The 21838-nt window shown below is 63.1% G+C and carries 19 protein-coding genes and 1 riboswitch; of the genes, 14 read left to right on the forward strand and 5 right to left on the reverse strand.

Features of this window, described 5'->3' with window-relative positions:
* The first annotated feature begins 347 nt into the window (after positions 1-347).
* The 6 genes from KW824_RS16845 (at position 348) to cbl (ending at position 6179) form a co-directional block, all read left to right on the forward strand.
* Complete coding sequence (locus KW824_RS16845; RefSeq protein ID WP_218410381.1) at positions 348-1349, forward strand: sulfate ABC transporter substrate-binding protein; 1002 nt, start codon at positions 348-350, stop codon at positions 1347-1349.
* A gap of 39 nt (positions 1350-1388) precedes the next feature.
* On the forward strand, positions 1389-1964 hold the full coding sequence (locus KW824_RS16850) for an alpha/beta hydrolase (protein ID WP_218410383.1): 576 nt from the start codon (positions 1389-1391) through the stop codon (positions 1962-1964).
* Positions 1965-2243: 279 nt separating this feature from the next.
* A complete protein-coding gene (gene cysT, locus KW824_RS16855; RefSeq protein ID WP_182310371.1) occupies positions 2244-3083 on the forward strand; it encodes a sulfate ABC transporter permease subunit CysT in 840 nt (279 codons plus the stop codon).
* Positions 3080-3973, forward strand: coding sequence for a sulfate ABC transporter permease subunit CysW (gene cysW / locus KW824_RS16860; protein WP_218410385.1), 894 nt, complete (start codon positions 3080-3082; stop codon positions 3971-3973). Before cysT ends, cysW begins: the two co-directional genes overlap by 4 nt.
* Before the next feature lie 74 nt (positions 3974-4047).
* Positions 4048-5115 (forward strand): sulfate/molybdate ABC transporter ATP-binding protein, encoded by a 1068-nt coding sequence (locus KW824_RS16865; protein ID WP_171272623.1) that lies wholly within the window; start codon positions 4048-4050, stop codon positions 5113-5115.
* 116 nt (positions 5116-5231) lie between these two features.
* Positions 5232-6179 (forward strand): HTH-type transcriptional regulator Cbl, encoded by a 948-nt coding sequence (cbl, locus tag KW824_RS16870; RefSeq protein ID WP_218410391.1) that lies wholly within the window; start codon positions 5232-5234, stop codon positions 6177-6179.
* A gap of 89 nt (positions 6180-6268) precedes the next feature.
* Here cbl and KW824_RS16875 read toward each other — a convergent pair whose 3' ends face one another.
* The 3 genes from KW824_RS16875 to KW824_RS16885 form a co-directional block, all read right to left on the reverse strand.
* On the reverse strand, positions 6269-6799 hold the full coding sequence (locus KW824_RS16875; RefSeq protein ID WP_256351409.1) for a cytochrome b: 531 nt from the start codon (positions 6797-6799) through the stop codon (positions 6269-6271).
* Between the two features lie 99 nt (positions 6800-6898).
* A complete protein-coding gene (gbpA, locus tag KW824_RS16880) occupies positions 6899-8323 on the reverse strand; it encodes an N-acetylglucosamine-binding protein GbpA (RefSeq protein ID WP_218410399.1) in 1425 nt (474 codons plus the stop codon).
* 65 nt (positions 8324-8388) lie between these two features.
* Positions 8389-8474: riboswitch (cyclic di-GMP riboswitch) on the reverse strand.
* A 262-nt stretch (positions 8475-8736) separates the two neighbouring features.
* Positions 8737-10431, reverse strand: coding sequence for a methyl-accepting chemotaxis protein (locus KW824_RS16885; protein WP_218410401.1), 1695 nt, complete (start codon positions 10429-10431; stop codon positions 8737-8739).
* A 295-nt stretch (positions 10432-10726) separates the two neighbouring features.
* On the opposite strand from KW824_RS16885, the gene KW824_RS16890 reads away from it, so the two are divergent.
* The 7 genes from KW824_RS16890 to KW824_RS16920 all read left to right on the forward strand — a co-directional run bounded on the left by KW824_RS16890 (position 10727) and on the right by KW824_RS16920 (position 17542).
* Complete coding sequence (locus KW824_RS16890; RefSeq protein ID WP_218410403.1) at positions 10727-12577, forward strand: M3 family metallopeptidase; 1851 nt, start codon at positions 10727-10729, stop codon at positions 12575-12577.
* A 325-nt stretch (positions 12578-12902) separates the two neighbouring features.
* Positions 12903-13379 carry a murein L,D-transpeptidase family protein gene (locus tag KW824_RS16895; RefSeq protein WP_041206757.1) on the forward strand — a complete coding sequence of 159 codons (477 nt, stop codon included), beginning with the start codon at positions 12903-12905 and terminating at the stop codon, positions 13377-13379.
* Positions 13380-13499: 120 nt separating this feature from the next.
* Positions 13500-14213 (forward strand): AzlC family ABC transporter permease, encoded by a 714-nt coding sequence (locus KW824_RS16900; protein WP_139439611.1) that lies wholly within the window; start codon positions 13500-13502, stop codon positions 14211-14213.
* A gap of 2 nt (positions 14214-14215) precedes the next feature.
* Positions 14216-14557 carry an AzlD domain-containing protein gene (locus KW824_RS16905; protein ID WP_182787560.1) on the forward strand — a complete coding sequence of 114 codons (342 nt, stop codon included), beginning with the start codon at positions 14216-14218 and terminating at the stop codon, positions 14555-14557.
* Between the two features lie 115 nt (positions 14558-14672).
* Positions 14673-16199: a YjjI family glycine radical enzyme gene (locus KW824_RS16910; protein WP_218410404.1), complete on the forward strand. Its 1527-nt coding sequence runs from the start codon at positions 14673-14675 to the stop codon at positions 16197-16199.
* On the forward strand, positions 16189-17100 hold the full coding sequence (locus tag KW824_RS16915; RefSeq protein WP_218410405.1) for a YjjW family glycine radical enzyme activase: 912 nt from the start codon (positions 16189-16191) through the stop codon (positions 17098-17100). The genes KW824_RS16910 and KW824_RS16915 overlap by 11 nt, the downstream gene beginning before the upstream one ends.
* 118 nt (positions 17101-17218) lie before the next feature.
* Positions 17219-17542, forward strand: a complete 324-nt coding sequence (locus tag KW824_RS16920; protein ID WP_043133393.1) for a DUF1820 family protein — start codon at positions 17219-17221, stop codon at positions 17540-17542.
* Positions 17543-17554: 12 nt separating this feature from the next.
* On the opposite strand, the gene KW824_RS16925 is transcribed toward KW824_RS16920, so the two are convergent.
* Positions 17555-18481, reverse strand: a complete 927-nt coding sequence (locus tag KW824_RS16925) for a LysR family transcriptional regulator (protein ID WP_139751356.1) — start codon at positions 18479-18481, stop codon at positions 17555-17557.
* Positions 18482-18594: 113 nt separating this feature from the next.
* A complete protein-coding gene (locus KW824_RS16930) occupies positions 18595-19791 on the reverse strand; it encodes an amino acid aminotransferase (RefSeq protein WP_218410406.1) in 1197 nt (398 codons plus the stop codon).
* A 394-nt stretch (positions 19792-20185) separates the two neighbouring features.
* Here KW824_RS16930 and bcsG point away from each other — a divergent pair, with 394 nt between their 5' ends.
* On the forward strand, positions 20186-21832 hold the full coding sequence (gene bcsG, locus KW824_RS16935; protein WP_218410407.1) for a cellulose biosynthesis protein BcsG: 1647 nt from the start codon (positions 20186-20188) through the stop codon (positions 21830-21832).
* The last annotated feature ends 6 nt before the right edge of the window (positions 21833-21838 follow it).

A 21838-nucleotide genomic window follows, 5' to 3' on the forward strand; every position in this document is an offset into this window, starting at 1 on the left:
GGTAGTTCAGTCGGTTAGAATACCGGCCTGTCACGCCGGGGGTCGCGGGTTCGAGTCCCGTCCGCTCCGCCACTAATTTGAAAGGCCTTCCCTAACGGGAAGGCCTTTTTGCTATGCGCCTTCAGCAAGCCCGGTCAACAGACTGGGCTTTTTCGTGCCTGCAATCTGACGTTGATGAGGGGCGAGCTGGGCGATCAGGGGTATCGGGGAGCTGGTTCGCGGCAGTAAGTGTGCGTTGGCGGTTGGCCTAATATGCGTAAAAGAGATAAGCAAAGCGCTTTTTCTTTCTTCCTGATATATGTAGAAGGCGGCATTCTGTACTCAACCCAACGATATGGAGTATCACCATGAAACTGCGAATGACCGCCCTGACCCTGCTCTCTCTGCTGACACTCGGCCAGGCCAATGCGGCCGAGGTGCGCCTGCTCAACGTCTCTTATGACCCGACCCGCGAGCTGTTCCAGGAATATAACAGCGCCTTTGCCAAGGAGTGGAAGGCAAAGACGGGCGATGATGTGGTGGTGAGCCAGTCACACGGTGGCTCCGGCAAGCAGGCCCGTGCCGTGGTGGATGGCCTGGAGGCTGACGTGGTGTCGCTGGCGCTGGCCTATGATGTCGATGCCGTGGCCAAGGCGGGTCTTACTGCCAGCGATTGGGAGGGGCGCCTTGCCAACAATGCGTCTCCCTATACCTCCACCATCGTCTTCCTGGTGCGCAAGGGCAACCCCAAGCAGATCAAGGACTGGGGTGATCTGGTTCGCAAGGATGTCGCCATCGTGACCCCGAACCCCAAGACCTCCGGCGGTGCGCGCTGGAATTATCTGGCTGCCTGGGGCTATGCCCTGAAGAAGAGCGGCACTGAAGAGGGTGCCAAACAGTTTGTCGGCGATCTGTTCAAGAACGTGAAGGTGCTGGATTCCGGCGCCCGGGGCGCCACCACCAGCTTCATCGAGCGGGGCCTCGGCGACGTTTTGCTGGCCTGGGAGAACGAAGCCCTGCTGGTGCTGAATCAGCCGGGGACCAGCGACAAGTTTGAACTCGCGGTGCCCTCGGTCTCCATCCTGGCCGAACCCCCGGTTGCCGTGGTGGACAAGGTAGCCAAGAAGCACGGTACCGAGGCAGTCGCCAAGGGCTATCTTGATTACCTCTATTCCGACGAGGGGCAGCGGATCATCGCCAAGTACCATTATCGCCCGAGCAACCCGGCGATCCTGAAGGAGACATCGGCCCAGTTCCCGCAGCTGGCGCTCTTTACCGTCAAGGATCTGGAAGGGGATTGGGACAAGGCACAGAAGAAGCACTTCGCCCAGGGTGGGCTGTTCGACCAGATTTACCAACCGGGCGGCTAAGGCCGGCCGGTCCCTGTGACAACAGCTAGGAGCACCATGATGAACAAGATCCTTCTGGTTCCCGGTCTGCACAACAGTGGGCCGGATCACTGGCAGAGTCGCTGGCATCAGCACTTTCCACACTGGCAGCGCATGGTTGGCCTGCCTTGGGACAAGCCAGATTTGACGGTCTGGAGTGCCAAACTGGCGAGCAAGCTCAGGAGCCGGCGCAGCCGGGTCCACTTGGTAGCGCACTCTTTCGGTGCCCTGACGGCCATCGCTGCCGCCCGGTTACAGCCGGAGAAGGTTTCCTCCATCCTGATAGTGGCGCCTGCGGATCCGTCCCGCTTCGGCATTCCGGACGAGGCGCTGGCAGGGTCCATCAAGGTGTCCGCCCAGCTCATCGCCAGCCGCAACGATCCCTGGATGAGCTTCGAACGTGCCGAGTATTGGAGTCGCCAGTGGCAGGTGCCGCTGTTCGATGCCGGCGAGGTGGGCCACATCAATGCCCAGTCCGGTCATGGGGAGTGGAGTCAGGGGCTCAACCTGCTGAACACCCTTCATCACAGGGCCGAGATGGTGGTGGACCCCGCCTCGACCGAGTGGGACAGGCGGGCTGCCCTCAGCTTCCGCTGATCCTCTGCCCATATGACAAGGAGAGTTCCCGCAAGATATCAGACAGGCTCGCCACCCTGATCCCATAGTGACTGTCTCCACAGTTCAGGTTTCACCGCTCCGTTTGTTAGGTCTTTTATTTATATAGAAGACCTTTTTTTCTATTTATCGCTCTAAAAGCCCTGGTTTGTCGTTGTTAGATAAAAAAGTGCTTAGCAAAGGCGTTATTGGTGTTTGTTGTCACTGGCGGTCGTGAGCAGAATCAGCGTATCGAAAATTTTTATAACAAACGGATGTGTTATGCGATTAAGTTCTTATTCCGTCCTCCCTGGTCTGGGGCCGACCCTGGGCTTCAGTCTGCTCTACCTGAGCATACTGGTACTGCTACCCCTCTCGGCACTGGTGCTGTTCGCGGTCAACCACCTGACGGCCGCCGAGTTCTGGCAGGTGATAGGCTCCCCCCGGGTGCTTGCCTCTTTTCGCCTCAGCTTCGGGGCTGCTTTTATCGCCGCCCTGCTCAACAGCCTTTTCGGACTGATCCTGGCCTGGGTGCTGGTGCGTTACAGTTTCCCCGGTCGCCGCTTGGTGGATGCGCTCATCGACCTGCCGTTCGCCATGCCGACTGCCGTCTCCGGCATTGCCCTGTGCGCCATCTTTGCCCCCAACGGCTGGATAGGTCAGTGGGTTGCCCCCTTTGGTATAGAGCTCGCCTACAACCCCATAGGGGTGGTGATCGCCCTCACTTTCATCGGCTTGCCCTTCGTGGTGCGCACCCTGCAGCCCGTGCTGCGGGAGGCTGAGACCGAACAAGAGGAGGCCGCCGCCAGCCTTGGCGCCAATCGCTGGCAGACCTTCGCGCGAGTGTTGTGGCCTACCCTGATCCCGGCGCTGCTCACCGGTTTTGCCCTGGCGTTTGCCCGCGGGGTAGGGGAGTACGGCTCCGTCATCTTTATCGCCGGAAATTTGCCGATGGTGTCGGAAATCGCGCCGCTGATGATCATGAGCCACCTGGAGGAGTATGACTATGCCGGGGCTTCAGCCATCGCCTCCGTCATGCTGCTGATCTCGTTTGTTTTGCTGTTGATCATCAACAAGTTGCAGGCCTGGAGCTGGGCACGCATCGGAGGAAGCCGCATATGAACGCATCCAACGCAAGCCTGGAGCTGGCCCTCGATGGAGTGCCTGCCACTCAGGTGCGCCAGCCTGCCGTGACCCGTGAGCCCGTCTGGGTGAAGTGGCTGCTGATAAGTGTCGGGCTGGGCTGGTTCGCCGCCCTGCTGTTGCTGCCGCTTGCCACAGTCTTTATCCAGGCCCTGAGCCCGGGCCTTGCCTTCTTCTGGCATGCCATCAGCGAGCCGGATGCCCTGAGCGCTCTTGGTCTGACGGCCCTGGTGACCCTCTGCTCCGTGCCCTTCAACCTGCTGTTCGGGCTGGCGGCCGCCTGGGCCATAGCCCGCTTCCGTTTCCCGGGTCGGCAACTGCTCATTACCCTCATCGATCTGCCGTTCTCGGTCTCGCCCGTGATAGCAGGCCTGATGTTCGTGCTGATGTTCGGTAGTCGCGGCTGGTTCGGCGACTGGCTGAGCGAGCACGACATCAAGATCATCTTCGCCACCCCGGGGATCATATTGGCGACCACCTTCATTACCGTGCCCTTCGTGGTGCGCGAGCTGCTGCCCCAGATGGAGGCCCGTGGTCCGGAAGAGGAGGAAGCGGCCATCATGCTGGGGGCGAGCGGCTTGCAGATGTTCTGGCGGGTCACCCTGCCCGGCATCCGCTGGAGCCTGATGTATGGTCTGCTGCTCTGTACCGCCCGGGCAGTGGGGGAGTTTGGTGCGGTGTCGGTGGTCTCCGGCCACATTCGCGGTCAGACCAATACCCTGCCGCTGCACATCGAGATCCTCTACAACGAGTACCAGACCGGCGCCGCCTTCGCGGTGGCGAGCCTGCTGGCCCTGTTCGGGATCTTCACCCTGTTGGGAGAGACCCTGCTGGCCCGGCTGCGCGCTCAGCCCACCCAGTCCCATTGATATGGCCTGGTCTGCCTGCTGGTAGGCCAGCCCGGATAACCATGAATCCGGTTTAACGGTTTAGAGAGGCAGCCATGAGCATTCAGGTTCAACGACTCAACAAGCATTTCAATCAGTACGCGGCCCTGGCCGACATCAATCTCGACTTCCATGACGGTGAACTGGTGGCGCTGCTCGGCCCCTCCGGTTGCGGCAAGACCACGCTGCTGCGGATCATCGCTGGGCTGGAGCAGGCCGACAGCGGCAACGTCATCATCCGCGGCGAGGATGCCTCGGATCTCCACGTGCGCGAGCGCAACGTCGGATTCGTGTTCCAGCACTATGCCCTGTTCAGGCACATGACGGTGTTCGAGAACGTGGCGTTTGGCCTGCGGGTCAAGCCACGTTCCGATCGGCCGAATGAAGCCAGCATCCGCGCCCGGGTCAAGGAGTTGCTGGATCTGGTACAGCTCAGCCACGTGGCCGGACGCTATCCGACCCAGCTTTCCGGTGGTCAGCGCCAAAGGGTCGCCCTGGCGCGTGCTCTGGCAGTGCAGCCCAAGGTACTGCTGCTGGACGAGCCCTTCGGCGCCCTCGATGCCCAGGTGCGCAAGGAGCTGCGCCGCTGGCTGAGGGAGCTGCACGACGAGCTGCATGTCACCAGCCTGTTCGTGACCCACGACCAGGAGGAAGCCCTGGAGGTGGCGGATCGGGTGGTGCTGATGAACGCAGGCCGGGTCGAGCAGATCGGCACTCCGGCCGAGGTCTATGACCAGCCCGCCACCGCCTTCGTGCACAGCTTCCTCGGCAGCGTAAACCTGTTCCGCGGCCGGGTGGCCGGGCAGGGGCTTGGCATAGGTGAGCAGCAGTTGGGTGGCCCCATCAGCTCCCAGCTGGCACAAGGCAGTGCGGCCATCGCCTATGTGCGCCCCCACGAGCTGGAGATTCTGCCAGCGGATGCACCGGGTGGCATCAGCGCCACCATCACCCGGTTGTTGCCCATGGGGCCGCGGATCCGGGTGGAGTTGCGCGGGGATGGCGAGACCAGGGGGGCTCACTACGAGGCCGAGCTGAGCAAGGAGGCCGCCCGTGCCTTCGCCCCCGGCCAGGGGGTGCGTCTGGTGGCCCGACATGCGCAGCTCTATCCCGACTACCAGATTTGAGGGCGAGGGCCCAAGACGAGACTCCTTTCAGGCTTACAGCCGGATCCTGATCCGGCCACCCAATAACAAGAGGACGGTGGCAGTATCCACCGCCACTCAGCGCAGGAGGCGATGAGGTGAATTTTCAGCAATTACGTATTATCCGGGAGGCATCGCGGCGGGATTACAACCTGACCGAGGTGGCCAATGCCCTCTTTACCTCCCAGTCCGGGGTCAGCCGCCATATCCGCGAGCTGGAGGAGGAGCTGGGGCTCGCGATCTTCATCCGTTACGGCAAGCGGTTGCTCGGCATGACGGAGCCGGGCAAGGAGTTGCTGGTGATCGCCGAGCGCATTCTGGGGGACGCCGACAATATCCGCAAACTGGCCAGCACCTTCGCCAACCGGGATTCCGGGCGGCTGCTGGTAGCGACCACTCACACCCAGGCGCGCTATGCCCTGCCCCGTGTGGTGAAGGCGTTTCGCGAGCAGTTCCCCCTGGTGCAGCTGGAACTGCGCCAGGGCAGCCCGGAGGAGATAGTGCGGCTGGTGCAGACCGGCGAAGTGGACATCGGCATCAGCAGCGAGCAGCTCGACAAGAGCGAAGGCGTGGTGGCCTTTCCCTACTACCGCTGGCACCACAATATAGTGGTGCCGGAGCAGCACCCCCTCACCGCCGAGCGGGAGCTCACCCTGGCGGCCCTGGCCCATTGGCCTATAGTCACCTATCAGGCGGGCCTGACTGGGCGGGTGCGGGTGGATGAGGCCTTCGCCGAGGCGGGGATACATCCGCAGATCCTGCTGACCGCCCAGGACTCCGACGTCATCAAGACCTATGTCGAGCTGGAGATGGGGGTGGGCATACTGGCTGACATGGCGTTCGATCCCCAGCGGGACAAGGGGCTGGTGCAGCTCGACGGCAGCCGGCTGTTTGCGCCGCACACCGCCTGGATCGGCCTCAAGCAGGGGCAGTTCCAGCACAACTTCACCTGGCAGTTTATCCAGCTCTGCAACCCCGAGCTGGCGCTGGCGGAGATCCAGGCCAGGGCCATGAGCAACGAGCCGCTGCTCGATTACCAGATCTGAATGTGGCGCATGGTCTGAAAAAACAGGGAGCCGATGGCTCCCTGTTGCTTATTCGGCTCTTCAGCCAGGCCCAGAGCCTCACTCATTGGTTAGCGCCCGCTCTGGGGACCCAACATGCGATACAGGGTGCGATCCCCCTTGATCCTGTGATGGTAGAGGGCGGCGGCCACGTGCAGCAGGAGCAGCGCCGCCAGTAACAGGCAGCCGAGGCGATGCACGCCGAAGAAGAAGGCGTTGACCTCAGGTACATCGATGGGGTTGCCGACCGGGTAGAGCCAAAACAGGGAATAACCCTGCTCCAACATCAGGAAGCCGCTCAACAGCACGATGCACATCAGGCCGTAGAGCAGGGCGTGAGCCAGCCTGGCGGCGGGATGGTGAGGCTCGGCCTTATCTTCGGGCAGGGGTGCGCGCCAGTGCCGCCAGCCCCAGCGTAGCAGGAAGAGCGGGGTGATCAGGGTCGCCATCGACATGTTCAACACCGACAGAAACTGAAACAGCCTGGGGTGGCTGTCGATCACCAGGTGCATCAGGTAGCCCGCCAGGGTGGCGTAGAGGATGACGGCGGCCATCAACCAGTGCAGCAGGCGGCTCAGGGGGTCATAGTAGTCTTTCGTCATGGGATTTTTCCGACTGGGGCCCAGGGTGCTGCAAGGCACCGGGAGCCCGGATGACAGGCACAAAAAAGAGGCCGCTCGGGCCTCTTCTGATTGCGGGGATCAGTTCACCAGGGTCCAGGCATCCTGCCAGTTGGTGCCCACACCGGGCTCATACTGGGTCGCCGTGCTCGTCCAGATGGTGCACCAGCCGCTGTAGGGGTAGGGCTTGCACTGATAGATCTTGCCATCTTTCGGCTGCAGTACCTTGGTGCCTGCCGCATAGGATTTGAGCCCCTCCGGGAAACTGTACTGGTAGTCACCGCCGCTGGCCGGATCCTTGAACATCAGATCCATGGTCTGCTGCAGAGGGGCGCCGCCCGCCTTCGGCTTGCCCTCGATCACCAGTTGGTGGTGACCGGCGCTCAGACCGCTGACCTCCATGGTGAAGCTCTGGCTGCTGTCCTTGATGTCGGCACTGGTTTGACCCTTGGCGGCGCCACCGTGGTCATACAGGGTGTTGGTGACCGCGAGATCCCCCTCGGCCGTGACGGTGAAGTTGAGGGTGACCTTGCCGTTGTCGAGCAGGTATTCGTTCTCCAGCCCGCTCACGCTGATGCCGTCATTCACCGGGGGTTGCTGCTGCTCGAGCTGGACCTCGACCCGCTGCAGGTTGCTGCCTGCCTTCAGGTAGACGGGATTCTGGCCGTAGACCGGGTTGAACTGGCCATCGGAGCCTTGCTGACCAGCGCGGATCTGGCTCTGCTCGGCGTTGATCTTGGCGGCCAGATCGTGGGCCCAGTTGTTCTTTTGACCCTGCTCGGCGGAACCTATGGTCAGCACTGTCTGCAGATCGGTGCGTTCGCCGTTGGCGTCGAATACCCGGGTCTTGGCCTTGTCGCCGGCAACCAGATCGGTGGACGGGTAGATGGTCCCGCCCTGGCTCCAGGTCAGCGGTGGCTGGGTGCCGCCGTCGAACTGGACATCGATCAGGTTGTAGAAGCTGTTGGCGGTATCTCCCACTTCCCAGACGCCGAGGATGACCTGATGACCGGTGCGCGCCGGCAGGGTGCACTGATGGGTGACCTGTTTGGGCGGTTGCACCATGCCCCCGTCGATGACACAGAACGGATTGAGATCGAAGGAGTCCCTGGTCAGCGGCTGGTTCGGATTCCACTCCTGCTTGGTGAGGTAGTAGCGCCAGTTGCGGGTGACATGGTTGGCGGTGAAGGTCCAGCCGATGGCGAAGGGGCCGGCCTGCACCTGTCGCTTGGTCCAGCGATCGCTGGTCTGGGCGTTGAGCTCAGCGAATTGTGGATGACCGGCCGAGGCGATCTGGCCGTCGGCGGGGCCGCCATTGGGGAAGCCGGACGGCGCCTCCAGGCTCTGTGGCTCCCATTGAATGGCGCCGCACTGGCTGTTGCCGCCGGTCTTGCACAGATAGTTGCGCCCTTCCGGCTGGCTGATGTAGCCGTGGGCGAGCACGCCGCCGCTGGCGAGCAGCGCTAGCGCGGTGGCCACATGATTGAGTTTGATTTTTGCTGCCATACATTCCTCTGTTCGGTGATGTGGGCAGTCAAGTTGGCAGGGGAATTCCCCGTGACACACCTGAGTGTGGCAACCCCGCTATCCTGGACGACATGTCTTTAGACCGGAGGCTTTGCGTCCTGGCCTTTCAACCAGTTTGCCAAATGACTACATAAAGGGTCAGGGTGCCGCCCTTGAGGACGGCGCCACCATGATGGCTTCTTTTGATTAAATTATTAAGTGTAAATCTTTACAGCTTGACCTCATCGGAGTAGAGCAATCACTTAACACTCTGTTTTTAAAATTATATTTAATTCATCAAGTTGGGTTTTGCTTCGCCCTCTCTGTCAAAAGATGCAAAATCGCGACATTTTTCATCAATGAAAAAATCCCCTGCCGACGGGGCCGGCAGGGAATGGGACTGTGTCAGGTGGTCAGTGGTGCGGGTACTGGTCTGTGCGGCGGGAGGGCGAGGAGCGCGGAGCCTGACCGGGCGACAGATCCCGGGAGAGGCCATTGCCGAGCCTGAACACCGCCAGCCGCTCGTCCAGGCTGCGGGAGAGTCCGGCCAGCAGCTCGCTCTCCCGGGCCAGCTGGGACGCGGCCTGGGACATCTCCAGGGCCGAGTCATTGATGCCGCTGACGTTGCGGTTCATGTCCTCGGCCACCATGCTCTGCTGCTCCGCCGCAGTGGCGATCTGGGTCGCCATGTCGCTCACGTGCTGGATGTGATTGACGATGAGGGAGAGATCCTGCCCCGCCTTCTCGGACTGGCCGACGCTGCTCTCCGCCAGCTTGCGGCTGGCGTCCATGGCGCTGGCGGCGGTCATCGCCCGCTGCTGCAACTGGGTGATGGTGCTCTGGATCTCCTCGGTGGAGTGGCGGGTGCGGCTGGCCAGCTGGCGCACCTCGTCGGCCACCACGGCGAAGCCGCGACCCTGCTCGCCAGCGCGGGCCGCCTCGATGGCGGCGTTGAGGGCCAGCAGATTGGTCTGATCCGAGATGGCGCTGATGACGGCCGTCACCTCGCCTATCTGCATCACCCCCTCCTTGAGCCGATTGACCTGATGGGTGGCCTGCTCCACCTCTGTGGCGAGTGCCTGGATGCCGTGCACGCTGGCGTGGACGTCTTCGTTGCCGAGTCCGGCCTCGCTGGTGGCGTCCTGGGTGTCGCGAGCCGTGTTCTCGGCGTGACCCGCCACATCCGAGATAGTGGCGCTCATCTCGTTCATGGCGGTGGCGAGCTGGGCCAGCTGATCCCGCTGGTTGTTGACCGCCTGATTGGTCTGCTCGGCGGAGGCGGCGATGCGCAGGGCGGCATCCGCCACGTTGCGAGCCCCCTGGCTGGCTTCCAGCAGGGCGTGACGAATGGCATCCAGTCCCTGATTGGTGCTGGTGGCGACGGCCCCCAGCTCATCCTTGCCATGCACCGGGATGCTCACCACCAGATCGCCGGCTGCCACCTGGGCCATGGCCCCCTTGATCTCAGCCAGTGGCTTGACGATGGAGCGGCTGATGGTCATCCCCAGCCATCCCATCAGCAGGATCACCAGCAGGGTGGCCCCTCCCATCAGCTCATACTGGGACCAGATGGTGGCCTCGATGTCTTGCAGCAAGAGACCGGATCCCAGGATCCAGCCCCAGGGCTGGTAGCCAGCCACCAGTGACATCTTCTGGGCCACCTCGCCGGAGGGGGAGATCCATTGGTATTTAAGACGACCCTGATGGCCTCCCTTGCCCAGATCCACCATGCGTTGCCAGTGGGCGTCGGCGGGGGCGGCGTCGGGCGCGCCCATCTGCTGGCCGACCAGCTCGGGCTTGGCAGGGTGCACCACCACACGGCGATTCTCATCCAGTACGAACAGATAGTTGTCGCCATCGAAGCGCATGCTGTCGAGCATGGCCTTGGCCTCGGCCTGCGCTTCTGGGGCGGGCAGGGTGGCGGCGAGGGTCTGGATCCGGCTCATGGCGAGATCCAGCACCGCCTGTAATCGGGCTTCCCGCTCACTCATCAGGTTGCGATGCAGGGCACTGGCCGAGATGAGCAGCAGTGCGATGAAGCCGACCAGCGCCACCGAGAGCAGCAGCATCAGTTTGCGACTCACGGCGATATCACCGAGCTTGAACATAGTCTTTTCCTTCTTTCCCGTGCGGATCTGGTGAGGGCCAGTCAGTTGGCTGGTCTCGATTGTTTTTTTGGTTAACATTTATTTAACTTTCAATGGGTTGTGATGATTGACCGCCAATTGAGTTTTTTGGCAACCAGTATAGCCAGCAGACAGGAACCCTCGCTTTTGATAGCGTGGTCTGGCGCATCCCGGCGCACTATTTGCCGGCCCTATTTGCAGGAAGTGTGAATGAGTTGGCATTTCACCAAAAAGGAGTGGGCACCCCTGTGGGTGACCCCATAAAAAGAGGGAATTTATGAGTTCCATTGCCAGGAATTACTTGAACCAGCTCAACGCCGACTACCTGAGGGTACACAGGCGCAAGGAGGATCTGTTCTGGTCCACCTACATGGGTACCAGCGACGATCAGGCCGGTTTCACCGCCGCCGAGCAGGCCTACAAGGCGTTCTGCGCCGATCCGGCCAGGCTGCCCGCATTGCGGGAGATGCAGGCCCAGGCCGAGGAGCCCGCTCTCAGGCGCGGCCTGGCGGGCTGGGTGGCCTTCTTCGAGTGCAACGTCATCGAGGATCCGGCCGCCGCGGCCCTGATGGACGAGCTGGTGGTCGCCGAGGCGGATCTCTTTGCCCGCCGCAAGGGGTTGAAGCTGACTTTACTGGACGAGCAGGGCCGCCAGGTGGCCGGCAGTCTGCCCGCCGCCAGCACGGCGCTGGCCGCAAGTAGCGACGAGGCGGTGCGCCAGAGTGCGCTCGCCATGTTCCACACCCTGGAGCAGTGGGTGGTCGGCAACGGCTTTCTCGAGGTGGTGGCCCTGCGCAACCGCTTCGCCCGGGCCATGGGTTATCGGGACTACTTCGACTACAAGGTGCACAAGAACGAGCAGATGAGCCCGGAGCAGCTGTTCGCCGTGCTCGATGACTTTATCAGCCGCACCGAACAGCGGGTACACCAGAGCCTGGCGGAGCTGAAAGCCGCCAAGGGAGAGGCGGCCCTGCTGCCCCACAACCTGCGCTACAGCGTGAGTGGCGACGTGACCCGCCAGCTCGACCCCTACGTGCCCTTCTCCCGGGCGCTGCAGGATTGGGTCGAGAGCTTCCGCCGCCTCGGCATCCAGTATCGCGGTGCCACCCTTACCCTGGATCTGCTGACCCGGGAGGGGAAATACGAGAACGGTTTCTGCCACGGCCCTGTGCCGAGCTTCTGGCAGGAGGGGGAGTGGGTCCCGGCGGTGGTCAACTTCACCAGCCTGGCGGATCCGGCCCAGGTAGGCAGCGGCTGGAGCGGCCTCAACACCCTGTTCCACGAGGGTGGCCATGCGGCGCACTTTGCCAATGTCACCGGCAACGCCCCCTGCTTCTCCCAGGAGTTTCCCCCCACTTCCATGGCCTATGCCGAGACCCAGTCCATGTTCTGCGACAGCCTGCTGGATGACGCGGACTGGCTCAAGCGCTATGCCAGGAATGGGGAGGGGGAGGCGATTCCCGACGAGCTCATCAAGGGGATGATCGAGGCGCGCCAGCCGTTTCGCGCCTTCAACGAGCGCCAGATTGCGCTGGTGGCCTACTTCGAACGGGATCTCTACGCCATGGCAGACAGTGAGCGCACTCCCGAGGCGGTGCTGGCGCTGGCCCGGCGCTGGGAGCGCACCATCCTGGGAGTGGAGAGCCCGCGCCCGTTGCTGGCCATTCCGCACCTGCTCAACCAGGAGTCGGCCTGCGCCTATCACGGCTACCTGCTGGCGCTGATGGCGGTGGAGCAGACCCGTGCCTACTTCCTGGGGCGCGACGGCTACCTCACCGACAATCCGCGCATCGGGCCGGATCTGGCCGCCCATTACTGGGGGCCGGGCAACGGCATGACCCATGACGAGACGCTCAGGAGCCTCACTGGCGAAGGCTTCAGTGCCGTTCCCCTGGCCGAGGCGTGCAACCAGAGTGTGGCGCAGGCGTGGGCGACGGCCGCAGCCTGCATGGCGGCGGCGCGCCAGCGCCCACCGGCCGGAGAGGGGACGCCGCTCGACGCCCACATCCGGGTGATGCACGGCGCCGAGCTGATTGCCGACAACCGCGAGTCGGAGGGCCGCATGCTGGCCGACTTCGAGACCTGGATCCGCCAGCATTATCAGCGTGAGTCCGCCGCCGCCCTGTGAGGCGCTCCTCCACCATCAAGCCCTGCCCCTCGGCAGGGCTTGTTCATTTCAGCAGGAAGCAAGCGTGGTCAGGTGGGGCGGGATCTTTGCCGCGGCGCAAGATGTGCCTGTTTTTTTGCGCCATCTATCTGTTTTGACTATTAATTATGGTGATGCGCAGAGGCTTTGGCTGAGCGCTGGCGAGGCGGGTCACAGATATGTTTCTCTGGATATATTGAGTATTCACGGCGATCCCATATCATGGCGCTCGCTCGCCGCCAGAGAGTGGCGACATTCAGATGATTAGCTAAATACAAAGCCCTGAAGGCTTGTCGAGGGATGGAAATTGAGAGCCGTATTGTTGTGTTTGCTGGGGCTGTGGCCCGCATTGAGTTTTGCCACCCTGTCCGCCGACATGGTGGTGGTCAAGAAGTCGAGTTATAGCCTGACCCTGATGAAGGATGGCAAGCCGGTCAAGCGCTATTGGGTCGCCCTGGGTCCGGCTCCCAAGGGGCACAAGCTGCAGGAAGGGGATCAGCGTACCCCGGAAGGGCGCTACACCCTCGACTACAAGAAGAGCAATTCCGGCTTCTACAAGGCTATCCACATCAACTACCCGAATCTGGACGACATCAAGCGTGCCAATGAACTGGGAGTGCGCCCGGGCGGCATGATCATGATCCATGGTCAGCTCAATCGCATGGGGGATCGCAGGGTGCAGCCGTCCAACTGGACCAACGGTTGCATCGCCGTGCTCAACCACGAGATGGACGAGATCTGGAACGCCGTCGAGCCTGGCACCCCCATCATCATCGAGCCCTGATCCTCGCCCCTCACGCCCGCTGCCCAGCGGGCGTTTTATTTCCGCCCCGGATGGCGTGACAGCCCATCCCGCACCGTGCTAGTTTTTCCGGTTCGCGTTGGCAGTCACAAGGATGATCCCATGATGTCAGGAACGAGCCTCCCCGCGCCCGAGCGCACGGGTGTGCTCTGGTGGCGCGCCACCCTGGATATTCTCCCCCTCTCTATTTCCGTGATCCCCTGGGGGATACTGTGTGGTGCCCTGGCGTTGCAGGCGGGCCTGAGTCCGGTGCAGGCCCAGCTGATGTCGCTGCTGGTCTATGCCGGCGCCGCCCAGCTCTCGGCCACCACCTTGTTCGGGGCGGGCACCCCCCTGCTGCCCATCATGGGCTCCACCATGGTCATCACCTCCCAGCATCTGCTCTACGGTTTCACCTTCCGCCGGGACGTGCTGCCGCTCTCTCTGCGCTGGCGCGCCAGCCTCGCCTTCTTCCTGACCGACGAGATGTTCGCGGTGGCACTGAAAGACAGGGAGCGCCACGGCGTCTTCAACCCCGCCTATGCCCTGATCGCGGGCTTCGTGTTCTACCTGTTCTGGAACCTGGCGACTCTGCTCGGCATCGCCGCCGGCCAGTACATCGAGGGGCTGGACAAGATGGGGCTGGACTTTGCCATCGCCGCCACCTTCATCGCCATGACGATCCCCGCCATGAAGAACCTGCCCATGGTGGCGGCGACTGTGGTGAGCGGCGGCACAGCACTGCTCACCAAGCCGCTGCTGGCGGAGATCCACATCATCATCTCGGCCCTGGCCGGCATGGTGGTGGGCTATGTATTGCACCGGATGAGGAGATGACCATGGGCTGGCTGATGATAGGCCTGCTGGCCCTGATCACCTTCTTCAATCGCTTCGCCTTCTTCTCGCGGCTGACCCGCTATCAGCCCGGTGCCGAAATGGGGGCCTTCCTCAGCTTCTCGGCCCAGTCGGTGCTGACCGCCATCTGGCTGCCCATCGTCTTCAGCTATGAGCCGGGCAAGGGACTGGACTGGGATCCGGACTACCTGGCCGCGACCCTGCTGGTGACCGCGCTGACCCTTCTGCGGCTGCCGACCCTGGTGGTGGTGGTGGTCGGCATGGGGGGCTTCTTCCTGCTGCGCTGGCAGGGGGGACTGGCGGCGCTGCTGCCCTGGTTGGGTTGAGTCGTGATCCAACATAACGGATGTCTCTATCAAACATCCGTTATGTTGTGAATGTCACTTTAAAAAAGGCCTCTCAAGTGTGAGGATTTAGGGACTGTCCGCCAAGGAGCTCCCCATGTCTTTCACCGAAACCTGTCAGCGCATAGTGCGCGACCCCCTGCTCTCACCCGCTCAGAAGAGCCATGCCCTGGCGCTCGCCGCCGAGAATGCGCTGCCCTATCCCGCGCTGCCTGCCGAGGTGACCGAGGCGATGGCGCAAGGGGTGCTCTGCGACATGTTCGAGGGACATGCCCCCTACAAGCCACGCTATGTGCTGCCGGACTACGAGAAGTTCCTGCGCCAGGGCTCCCCCTGGCTGGAGCTGGCGCCGCCACAGGATTTCGACGAGGCCCTGGATGCCCTGCGCATCCTCTATCACCATGTGCCCTCCGTCACCGGCATGCCGGTCTGGTTGGGGCGCCTCGATCACCTGCTGCTGCCTTTCGTCGGGGAGCTGGATGACGAGACGCTGTATCGCAAGCTGAAGGGCTTCTGGATCTACCTGGACAGGGTGCTGCCGGATGCCTTCATGCACGTCAACATAGGCCCGGATGACAACAGGATCTGCCGCCTGATCCTGCGTATCGACGGCGAGCTCAAGCAGGTGGCGCCGAACCTCAGCCTGTTTCACGATCCCGCATCGACCCCGGACAGCCTGCTGATGCAGGGGGTGCAGAACATAGCCCTGTGCGGCAAGCCTCACATCGTCAACTACCCGATCCACAGGGAGACCTTCGATGAGAGGGGCTTTGGCATCGTCAGCTGCTACAACGCCCTGCCGCTCGGAGGCGGCGCCAATACCCTGGTGCGCCTCTCCCTCAAGGGGATGGCCGAGCAGAGTGCCGACCTCGAGGAGTTCATGACGCGCTGGCTGCCCCACTATTGCGAGCAGGCCTTCCGGCTTATCGAGGCAAGGGCCGCCTTCCTGCACCATGAGTCCGGTTTCTTCGCCAGCTTCCTGGTGGAGGAGGGGCTGATCGAGGAGGCGCGTTTCGTCCCCATGTTCGGCATCTTTGGCATGGCGGAGGCGGTGAACCTGCTGATGGATAAGGCGGGGCTGTCCGGGCGCTATGGCCACGACGAGGGGGCCAACCAGCTCGGCCATCGCATCTCGGCCCGGCTCTCGGCCTGGGTGACGGCCCGGCCCCAGCCCCATGCCTGGGGCGGGCGTGCCCTGCTGCACTCCCAGGGCGGGCTCAGCCTGGACCAGGGGGTCACCCCCGGGGTGCGCATCCCTTATGGGGAGGAGCCGGATCCCGCCAGCCACCTGCTGGCCCTGGCCCCGCACCACGGCTACTACCACTCCGGGATCAGCGAGATCCTGACCCTGGATCCCACCATACGCCAGAACCCGCAGGCGCTGCTGCAGCTCTGCAAGGGGGCTTTCGCCCTCGGCATGCGCGAGTTCAGCGCCAACGTGGCGGACAGCGATCTGGTGCGGGTGACCGGCTACATGATCCGCAAGAGCGACGTGGCCCGCTTCGCCGCCGAAGGGTCGCGACTGCAGACCACCTGCCTCGGCGCCGAGGCGAGTGAGCTGACCGGGATCCGCCGGCGGGCGCCGCGAGTGGTGGGCCTTGAGGCAAGCCTGCGTGACTACTGAGTGCGGCAGGCGGGCAGGGGCGGCGCGCACCGCGACGGTCAGCCGCTGGCTGCCCTTCTCCTGCGTGGACGGCCCCGGCAATCGGCTGGTGCTCTTCCTGCAAGGGTGCAACTTTCGCTGCCCTGGTTGCCACAACCCGCACACCATAGGGCTGTGCGATCACTGTGGCGACTGCGTACCCGGCTGCCCAAGCGGGGCCCTGACGCTCGTCGAGGGTCGTCCTGGCGAGAGCCGAGTGCGCTGGCAGGCGTCGCTCTGCACCCATTGCGACCGCTGCCTGGATGCCTGTCCCCGCAGTGCCAGCCCCAAGACCCACCAGATGTCGGTGGCCGAGGTGCTGGCCCTGCTGCGCCGCTACGGCCCGCTGCTCACCGGCATCACCGTCTCCGGCGGCGAGGCGACCACCCAGCTGCCGTTCGTGACCGACCTGTTTACGGCCATCAAGGCCGCGCCCGACCTGACTCACCTGAGCTGCCTGCTCGACAGCAACGGCTCCCTTGGTGAGGCGGGCTGGCAGCGGCTGCTGCCGGTACTCGACGGTGCCATGATCGATCTCAAGGGATGGCGCGGCTCCGTACATCATGCGCTCACCGGCCAGGGCCGAGAGAGGGTGCTGGCGTCGCTGCAATTGCTTGCACGGGTGGGCAAGCTAGAAGAATTACGGTTGCTCCATGTACCGGGGCGCACTGATTTCATCGATGCCGATGGCAAGCTGGAGGCGGGCCTGGTCAGCTTTCTGCAGAGCCTGGGGCCCGTCCCCATCCGTCTCAACGGGTTTCGCCATCACGGGGTGCGCGGGGAGGCGACGGGCTGGCAGGAGGCTGCCATGGACGAGCTGGATGGGCTGTCCAACGCATTGAAGGTGAAAGGATTTGGCCCAATCTCCCTGCCGCCATTGTGACGAGGCCGGCATGTTTTTCCTCCTGAGTCCCGATATGACGCAACTGTGATGTCTGTCTATTTGGTGCGCGGAAAGTGGCGGCTAGAATGGGAAAACCGCCCATCATCAACAGATACCCATGAGTGAAACCAACGCCTTATATCGAGTGCAGTTTATTTGTCACAACGAGCGTTACGAGGTCTATGTCAAGGACGTGAATCAGGGCCAGCTGTTCGGCTTCATCGAGATAGCGAACTTCGTGTGGGATAACCACACGGCGCTCATCGTCGATCCCAGCCATGAGAAGCTCAAGAGTGAGTTTGCCGACGTCAACCGCACCCTGATCCCCATGCACCAGGTGCTGCGCATCGATCAGGTGCGCAAGCAGGGGGCTGCCCGCATCACGGATCTGGGCAGCAACGTCGCCTCCTTCCCGAGCCCCATCTACACCAAGAAGCCCTGAGCCGTCCGGGTACTAGGTACTCAGCTCCCGTGCGAGCTGCAGGATCCGCTGGCGGAACCAGTGCAGGGCGGGATCTTCTCCCAGGGGGCCGTACCACACCAGACTGTGGGTCACGGCGCCGTAGTCGAAGGGGACGGGCCGGCTCACCAGCCCGGACGGCCTGGCCTGCCCGGCCCAGCCGTCGATGGCGGTGAGGATGAGATCGCTCTGGCGCAGCAGGGCGGCCGCACTGCCAAAGTCCGGCAGGGTGGCACCGATCTGGCGTCGTACCTGACGCTGGGCCAGGCTCTGCTCGAAGAAGGGGTCGGCCAGCTCGCTGTCGCGAATGACGACATGGCGCCAGCTTAAGTAAGCATCCAGATCCCAGGGCCCGGCCAACGCCGGGTGATCGTCCCGCAGCAGGCAGACCAGCTTGTCCTCCCGCAACGTCTCCCATACCAGGCCAGGCTGGCTGGGCAGGGGCTGGCTCTGGTCGTGGGGCAGGATCACGAAGTCGAGCTTGCCCGCCGCCAGTGCCGCCAGTCCCTGCTGATCCTTGTTCCAGATGACGGGCACCAGCCCGGGCACCTCCTGCATCAACTTCCCCAGCACGGGCCCCATGGGCCAGATCATGCTGCTTTCCCGCATCGCCAGATTCAGCTCCCCCTGCCAGCTGGCGGGGTTGAAGCCCTCCGGACTGGTGAGGCCGTTCAGCTCGCTCAGCAGCCGGCGCAGGCTGGGTCCAAGCCGCTCGGCGAACGGGGTCAGCAACAGCTGGTTGCCCTGGCGATAGAGCAGCTGATCGCCGAGCAGATCCCGCAACTGGTTGAGGGTCTTGCTGACGGTGGAGGGGGTGGTGCAGAGCCGCTCGGCGCTGCGGGTGACGCTCTGGGTATCCAGCAGCAGGTGCAGGGTCACCAGATGACGGCCGCCGAGGCGTGAGAGCGCGATGAGATCCATGAAACCTCCCGGGATGAAGCCCGTGCGGGCGAGGATGAGGGGAACGTCTGGCAGCCGGGATTGCCCCTCCAGACGGAACAAACAAAAAGCCCCGCTTGAGCGGGGCATGGGGATTACCCCTTTAGCACGGCGGCCATGGCGTCCGCCACGTAGTCGACGTTGCGGCTGTTGAGGCCCGCCACGCACATGCGACCGGAGCGCACCAGATAGACGGCGAACTCCTCGCGCAGGCGATCCACCTGCTCCGGGGTGAAGCCGGTGTAGCTGAACATGCCGCGCTGGTTGATGAAGTAGCTGAAGTCGCGGCCCGGCACCTTGGCGCTCAGCACCTCGTAGAGCTTCTCGCGCATCGCCTTGATGCGGGTACGCATCTCGGTCACCTCACCGACCCACATGGTGTGCAGCTCGGGCTGGCTCATCACGGCCGCGGTGATCTGGCCGCCGTGGGTGGGGGGGCTGGAGTAGTTGCGGCGCACGGTGGCCTTCATCTGGCCCAGCACCCGGCTCGCCTCTTCGGCATCCTGGCAGATGACCGACAGGCCGCCACAACGCTCGCCGTAGAAGGAGAGGTTCTTGGAAAACGAGTTGCTGACGAAGAAGCTGACGCCGGCGGCCACCATGGCGCGAATGGCGTAGGCATCCTCTTCCAGCCCGTCGCCGAAGCCCTGATAGGCGATGTCCATAAAGGGGATCAGGTTCTTCTCGACCACCAGCGCGATCACCTGGTCCCACTGGGCACGGGAGAGATCCACCCCGGTCGGGTTGTGGCAGCAGGGGTGCAGCAGCACGATGCTCTTGGCCGGCAGGCTGCTCAGGCAGTCGATCATGGCGTCAAACTGCACGCCGCCGGTGGCCGCATCGTAGTAGGGGTAGTCGTGCACCTTGATGCCGGCGCCCTCGAACATCGCCTTGTGGTTGTCCCAGGTCGGATTGCTGACCCACACCTCGGAGGTCGGGAAGTAGCGCTTGAGCAGATCGGCGCCGATCTTCAGCGCGCCTGAGCCGCCGATGGTCTGGATGGTGGCGATACGTCCAGCCTTGACCGCTTCGTGGTCGGCACCAAACAGCAGGTGCTGCACCGCAGTGCGGTAGTTGGCGGCGCCTTCCATCGGCTGGTAGGGGCGCGGCGCCGGGGCGGCGGCGCGCTGGGCTTCGGCCTGCTGCACCGAGGGCAGCAGCGGAATGCGCCCCTGCTCGTCGTAATAGAGGCCGATCCCCAGGTTCACCTTCTGCTCGCGGGTGTCTTTGTGGAAGGTTTCGACGAGCGTCAGTATGGGGTCGCCAGCATAGGCATCGACGTGTTCAAACATGGGGGGTCCTTGAAGTTGACAGTCCAATTTCGCCGGCCCGGGGCCGGGGCTGTTATCATGGCGTAATCTGGAAGTGGCCTCAAGTTGTTCGACATGGCAGCAAGGATGACAGTTGTTGTCGTAGCAAGAGGGCCCGGCCGCCCATGAAGAATATGCCAGCCATAAAATTAATCACCCCTTTTGGCCGCTGAGGGTGCCTTTTATAGTGTCAACTGGATAACATATACCGTGAATATGGTACTCGGGCATGAAGGTCACCCGGTTACCCGGATCTCATTTGGGGCCACCTGAGATAAGTGATTAGTTGCATAATAAATAGAGTTTTTTCTGACAACCATGACAGTGTGCCTGGGTCCCGTTGCGGGGCCCCACTATAACGGGTGACCCATCGCCGATGACTCGAGACGTTTCTAATGCCGCTTCCCCCTGGCTGGACTGGCACGGCCTGGGTGGCTGGAATATCTATTTCCTTGCCAAGTTCGCCCTGCTCTGGGCTGGTTACCTCAATTTCCACCCCCTGATCAATCTGGTGTTTGCCGCCTTCCTGATCTTTCCCCTGCCCAGTGCGGGGCTGCGGCGCATCCGGCACTGGCTGGCGCTGCCCATCGGCGCGGGGATCTTCTATCACGACACCTGGCTGCCGGGGATAGAGAGCATTCGCGCCCAGGGGGGGCAGGTCTTCTCCTTCACCCTGGATTACTGGCTGGAGCTGCTCGGGCGCTTCATCAACTGGGAGATGGTTGGCGCCGGTTTCGTGATGCTGACCCTGTATCTGTTCATCGCCCAGTGGCTGCGCTTCACTCCCTGGATCCTGCTTGCCCTGCTCTGGTTATGGCTCTCTCCCCTGGTGGGTGATCCCTTTGCCTCCCGGGATGCGGTGGCGGCCAGCACGGTCACCTCCCCTCAATCCGGGTCCACACCACGGCAGGTGTCGATGACGGAGCAGCTGGATCAGAGCGCCCCGCCGACCAACGAGAACCTCAACACCTATCTCGACGACTTCTACCGGGAAGAGCAGGATCGTCTGGTGCGCTTCCCGAGCGCCCTGCCGGCCGACGCGACGCCATTCGATCTGCTGATCATCAACATCTGCTCCCTGGCCTGGAGCGACGTGGAGGCCAGCGGCCTGACCGAACACCCGGTCTGGCGCCATTTCGACATTCGTTTCAACCACTTCAACTCCGCGACCTCCTACAGCGGACCGAGCTCCATCCGTCTGCTGCGAGCCAGTTGCGGGCAGACCAGCCACCAGGGGCTCTATGTGACGGCCCCCAGCCAGTGCCTGCTGTTCGACAACTTGGCCCGGCTCGGTTTTGACAAGCAGATTGCCATGGATCACTCGGGGGCCTTTGGCAACTACCTGAAGGATCTGCAGCAGTACGCCGGGCTGGACATCACGCCCATGGGCAAGGAGGGGCTGGCCCATGATCTCGCCTCCTTCGATGGGGAACCCATCTATCGGGATGATGCCCTGTTCGGGCGCTGGCTGAGTGAGCGAGAGAAGAACCAGGCGGCGCGCAACATGACCTTCTTCAACCTGATCGCACTGCACGACGGCAACCGCTACGCGGCCACCCGCCAGGTAGCGCCCTACAAGGCCAGGCTCAAGACCCTGCTGGATCAGCTGGATGACTTCATGACGACGCTGGAGCAATCCGGTCGCAAGGTGGCCGTGGTGGTGGTGCCTGAGCACGGCGCCGCGCTGGCCGGCGACAGGATGCAGATGCCCGGGCTGCGGGACATTCCCAGCCCGAGCATCACTCGGGTGCCCGTCGGTGTCGCCCTGCTGGGGACCCGGGCGCAGCACGAGGCAACCCGCAACATCGACACGCCCAGCAGTTTCCTGGCGGTGTCCGAGCTGGTGTCCCGGCTGGTGGGGGGCAACGTGTTTGGCACTGACACCATCGACTGGGATGCACTGCTGAGCGGTCTGCCAGAGACCCCTTCGGTTTCGGAAAATCAGGGGGCTGTCGTGCTCGAGTATCAGAACCAGTTCCACATCAAGCTGGGGCAGGGGGACTGGGTCCCCTATCCCCAATGACACCGG

Origin of the sequence: Aeromonas sp. sif0611 (assembly GCF_019218845.1) — a bacterium.
Classification (GTDB): Bacteria; Pseudomonadota; Gammaproteobacteria; order Enterobacterales; family Aeromonadaceae; genus Aeromonas; species Aeromonas media.

Coding starts and splice junctions, on each gene's coding strand:
- KW824_RS16845 (WP_218410381.1), top strand. CDS start 348: ATGAAACTGCGAATGACCGCCCTGACCCTGCTCTCTCTGCTGACACTC.
- KW824_RS16850 (WP_218410383.1), top strand. CDS start 1,389: ATGAACAAGATCCTTCTGGTTCCCGGTCTGCACAACAGTGGGCCGGAT.
- cysT (WP_182310371.1), top strand. CDS start 2,244: ATGCGATTAAGTTCTTATTCCGTCCTCCCTGGTCTGGGGCCGACCCTG.
- cysW (WP_218410385.1), top strand. CDS start 3,080: ATGAACGCATCCAACGCAAGCCTGGAGCTGGCCCTCGATGGAGTGCCT.
- KW824_RS16865 (WP_171272623.1), top strand. CDS start 4,048: ATGAGCATTCAGGTTCAACGACTCAACAAGCATTTCAATCAGTACGCG.
- KW824_RS16875 (WP_256351409.1), bottom strand. CDS start 6,799: ATGACGAAAGACTACTATGACCCCCTGAGCCGCCTGCTGCACTGGTTG.
- gbpA (WP_218410399.1), bottom strand. CDS start 8,323: ATGGCAGCAAAAATCAAACTCAATCATGTGGCCACCGCGCTAGCGCTG.
- KW824_RS16885 (WP_218410401.1), bottom strand. CDS start 10,431: ATGTTCAAGCTCGGTGATATCGCCGTGAGTCGCAAACTGATGCTGCTG.
- KW824_RS16890 (WP_218410403.1), top strand. CDS start 10,727: ATGAGTTCCATTGCCAGGAATTACTTGAACCAGCTCAACGCCGACTAC.
- KW824_RS16900 (WP_139439611.1), top strand. CDS start 13,500: ATGATGTCAGGAACGAGCCTCCCCGCGCCCGAGCGCACGGGTGTGCTC.
- KW824_RS16905 (WP_182787560.1), top strand. CDS start 14,216: ATGGGCTGGCTGATGATAGGCCTGCTGGCCCTGATCACCTTCTTCAAT.
- KW824_RS16910 (WP_218410404.1), top strand. CDS start 14,673: ATGTCTTTCACCGAAACCTGTCAGCGCATAGTGCGCGACCCCCTGCTC.
- KW824_RS16920 (WP_043133393.1), top strand. CDS start 17,219: ATGAGTGAAACCAACGCCTTATATCGAGTGCAGTTTATTTGTCACAAC.
- KW824_RS16925 (WP_139751356.1), bottom strand. CDS start 18,481: ATGGATCTCATCGCGCTCTCACGCCTCGGCGGCCGTCATCTGGTGACC.
- KW824_RS16930 (WP_218410406.1), bottom strand. CDS start 19,791: ATGTTTGAACACGTCGATGCCTATGCTGGCGACCCCATACTGACGCTC.
- bcsG (WP_218410407.1), top strand. CDS start 20,186: ATGACTCGAGACGTTTCTAATGCCGCTTCCCCCTGGCTGGACTGGCAC.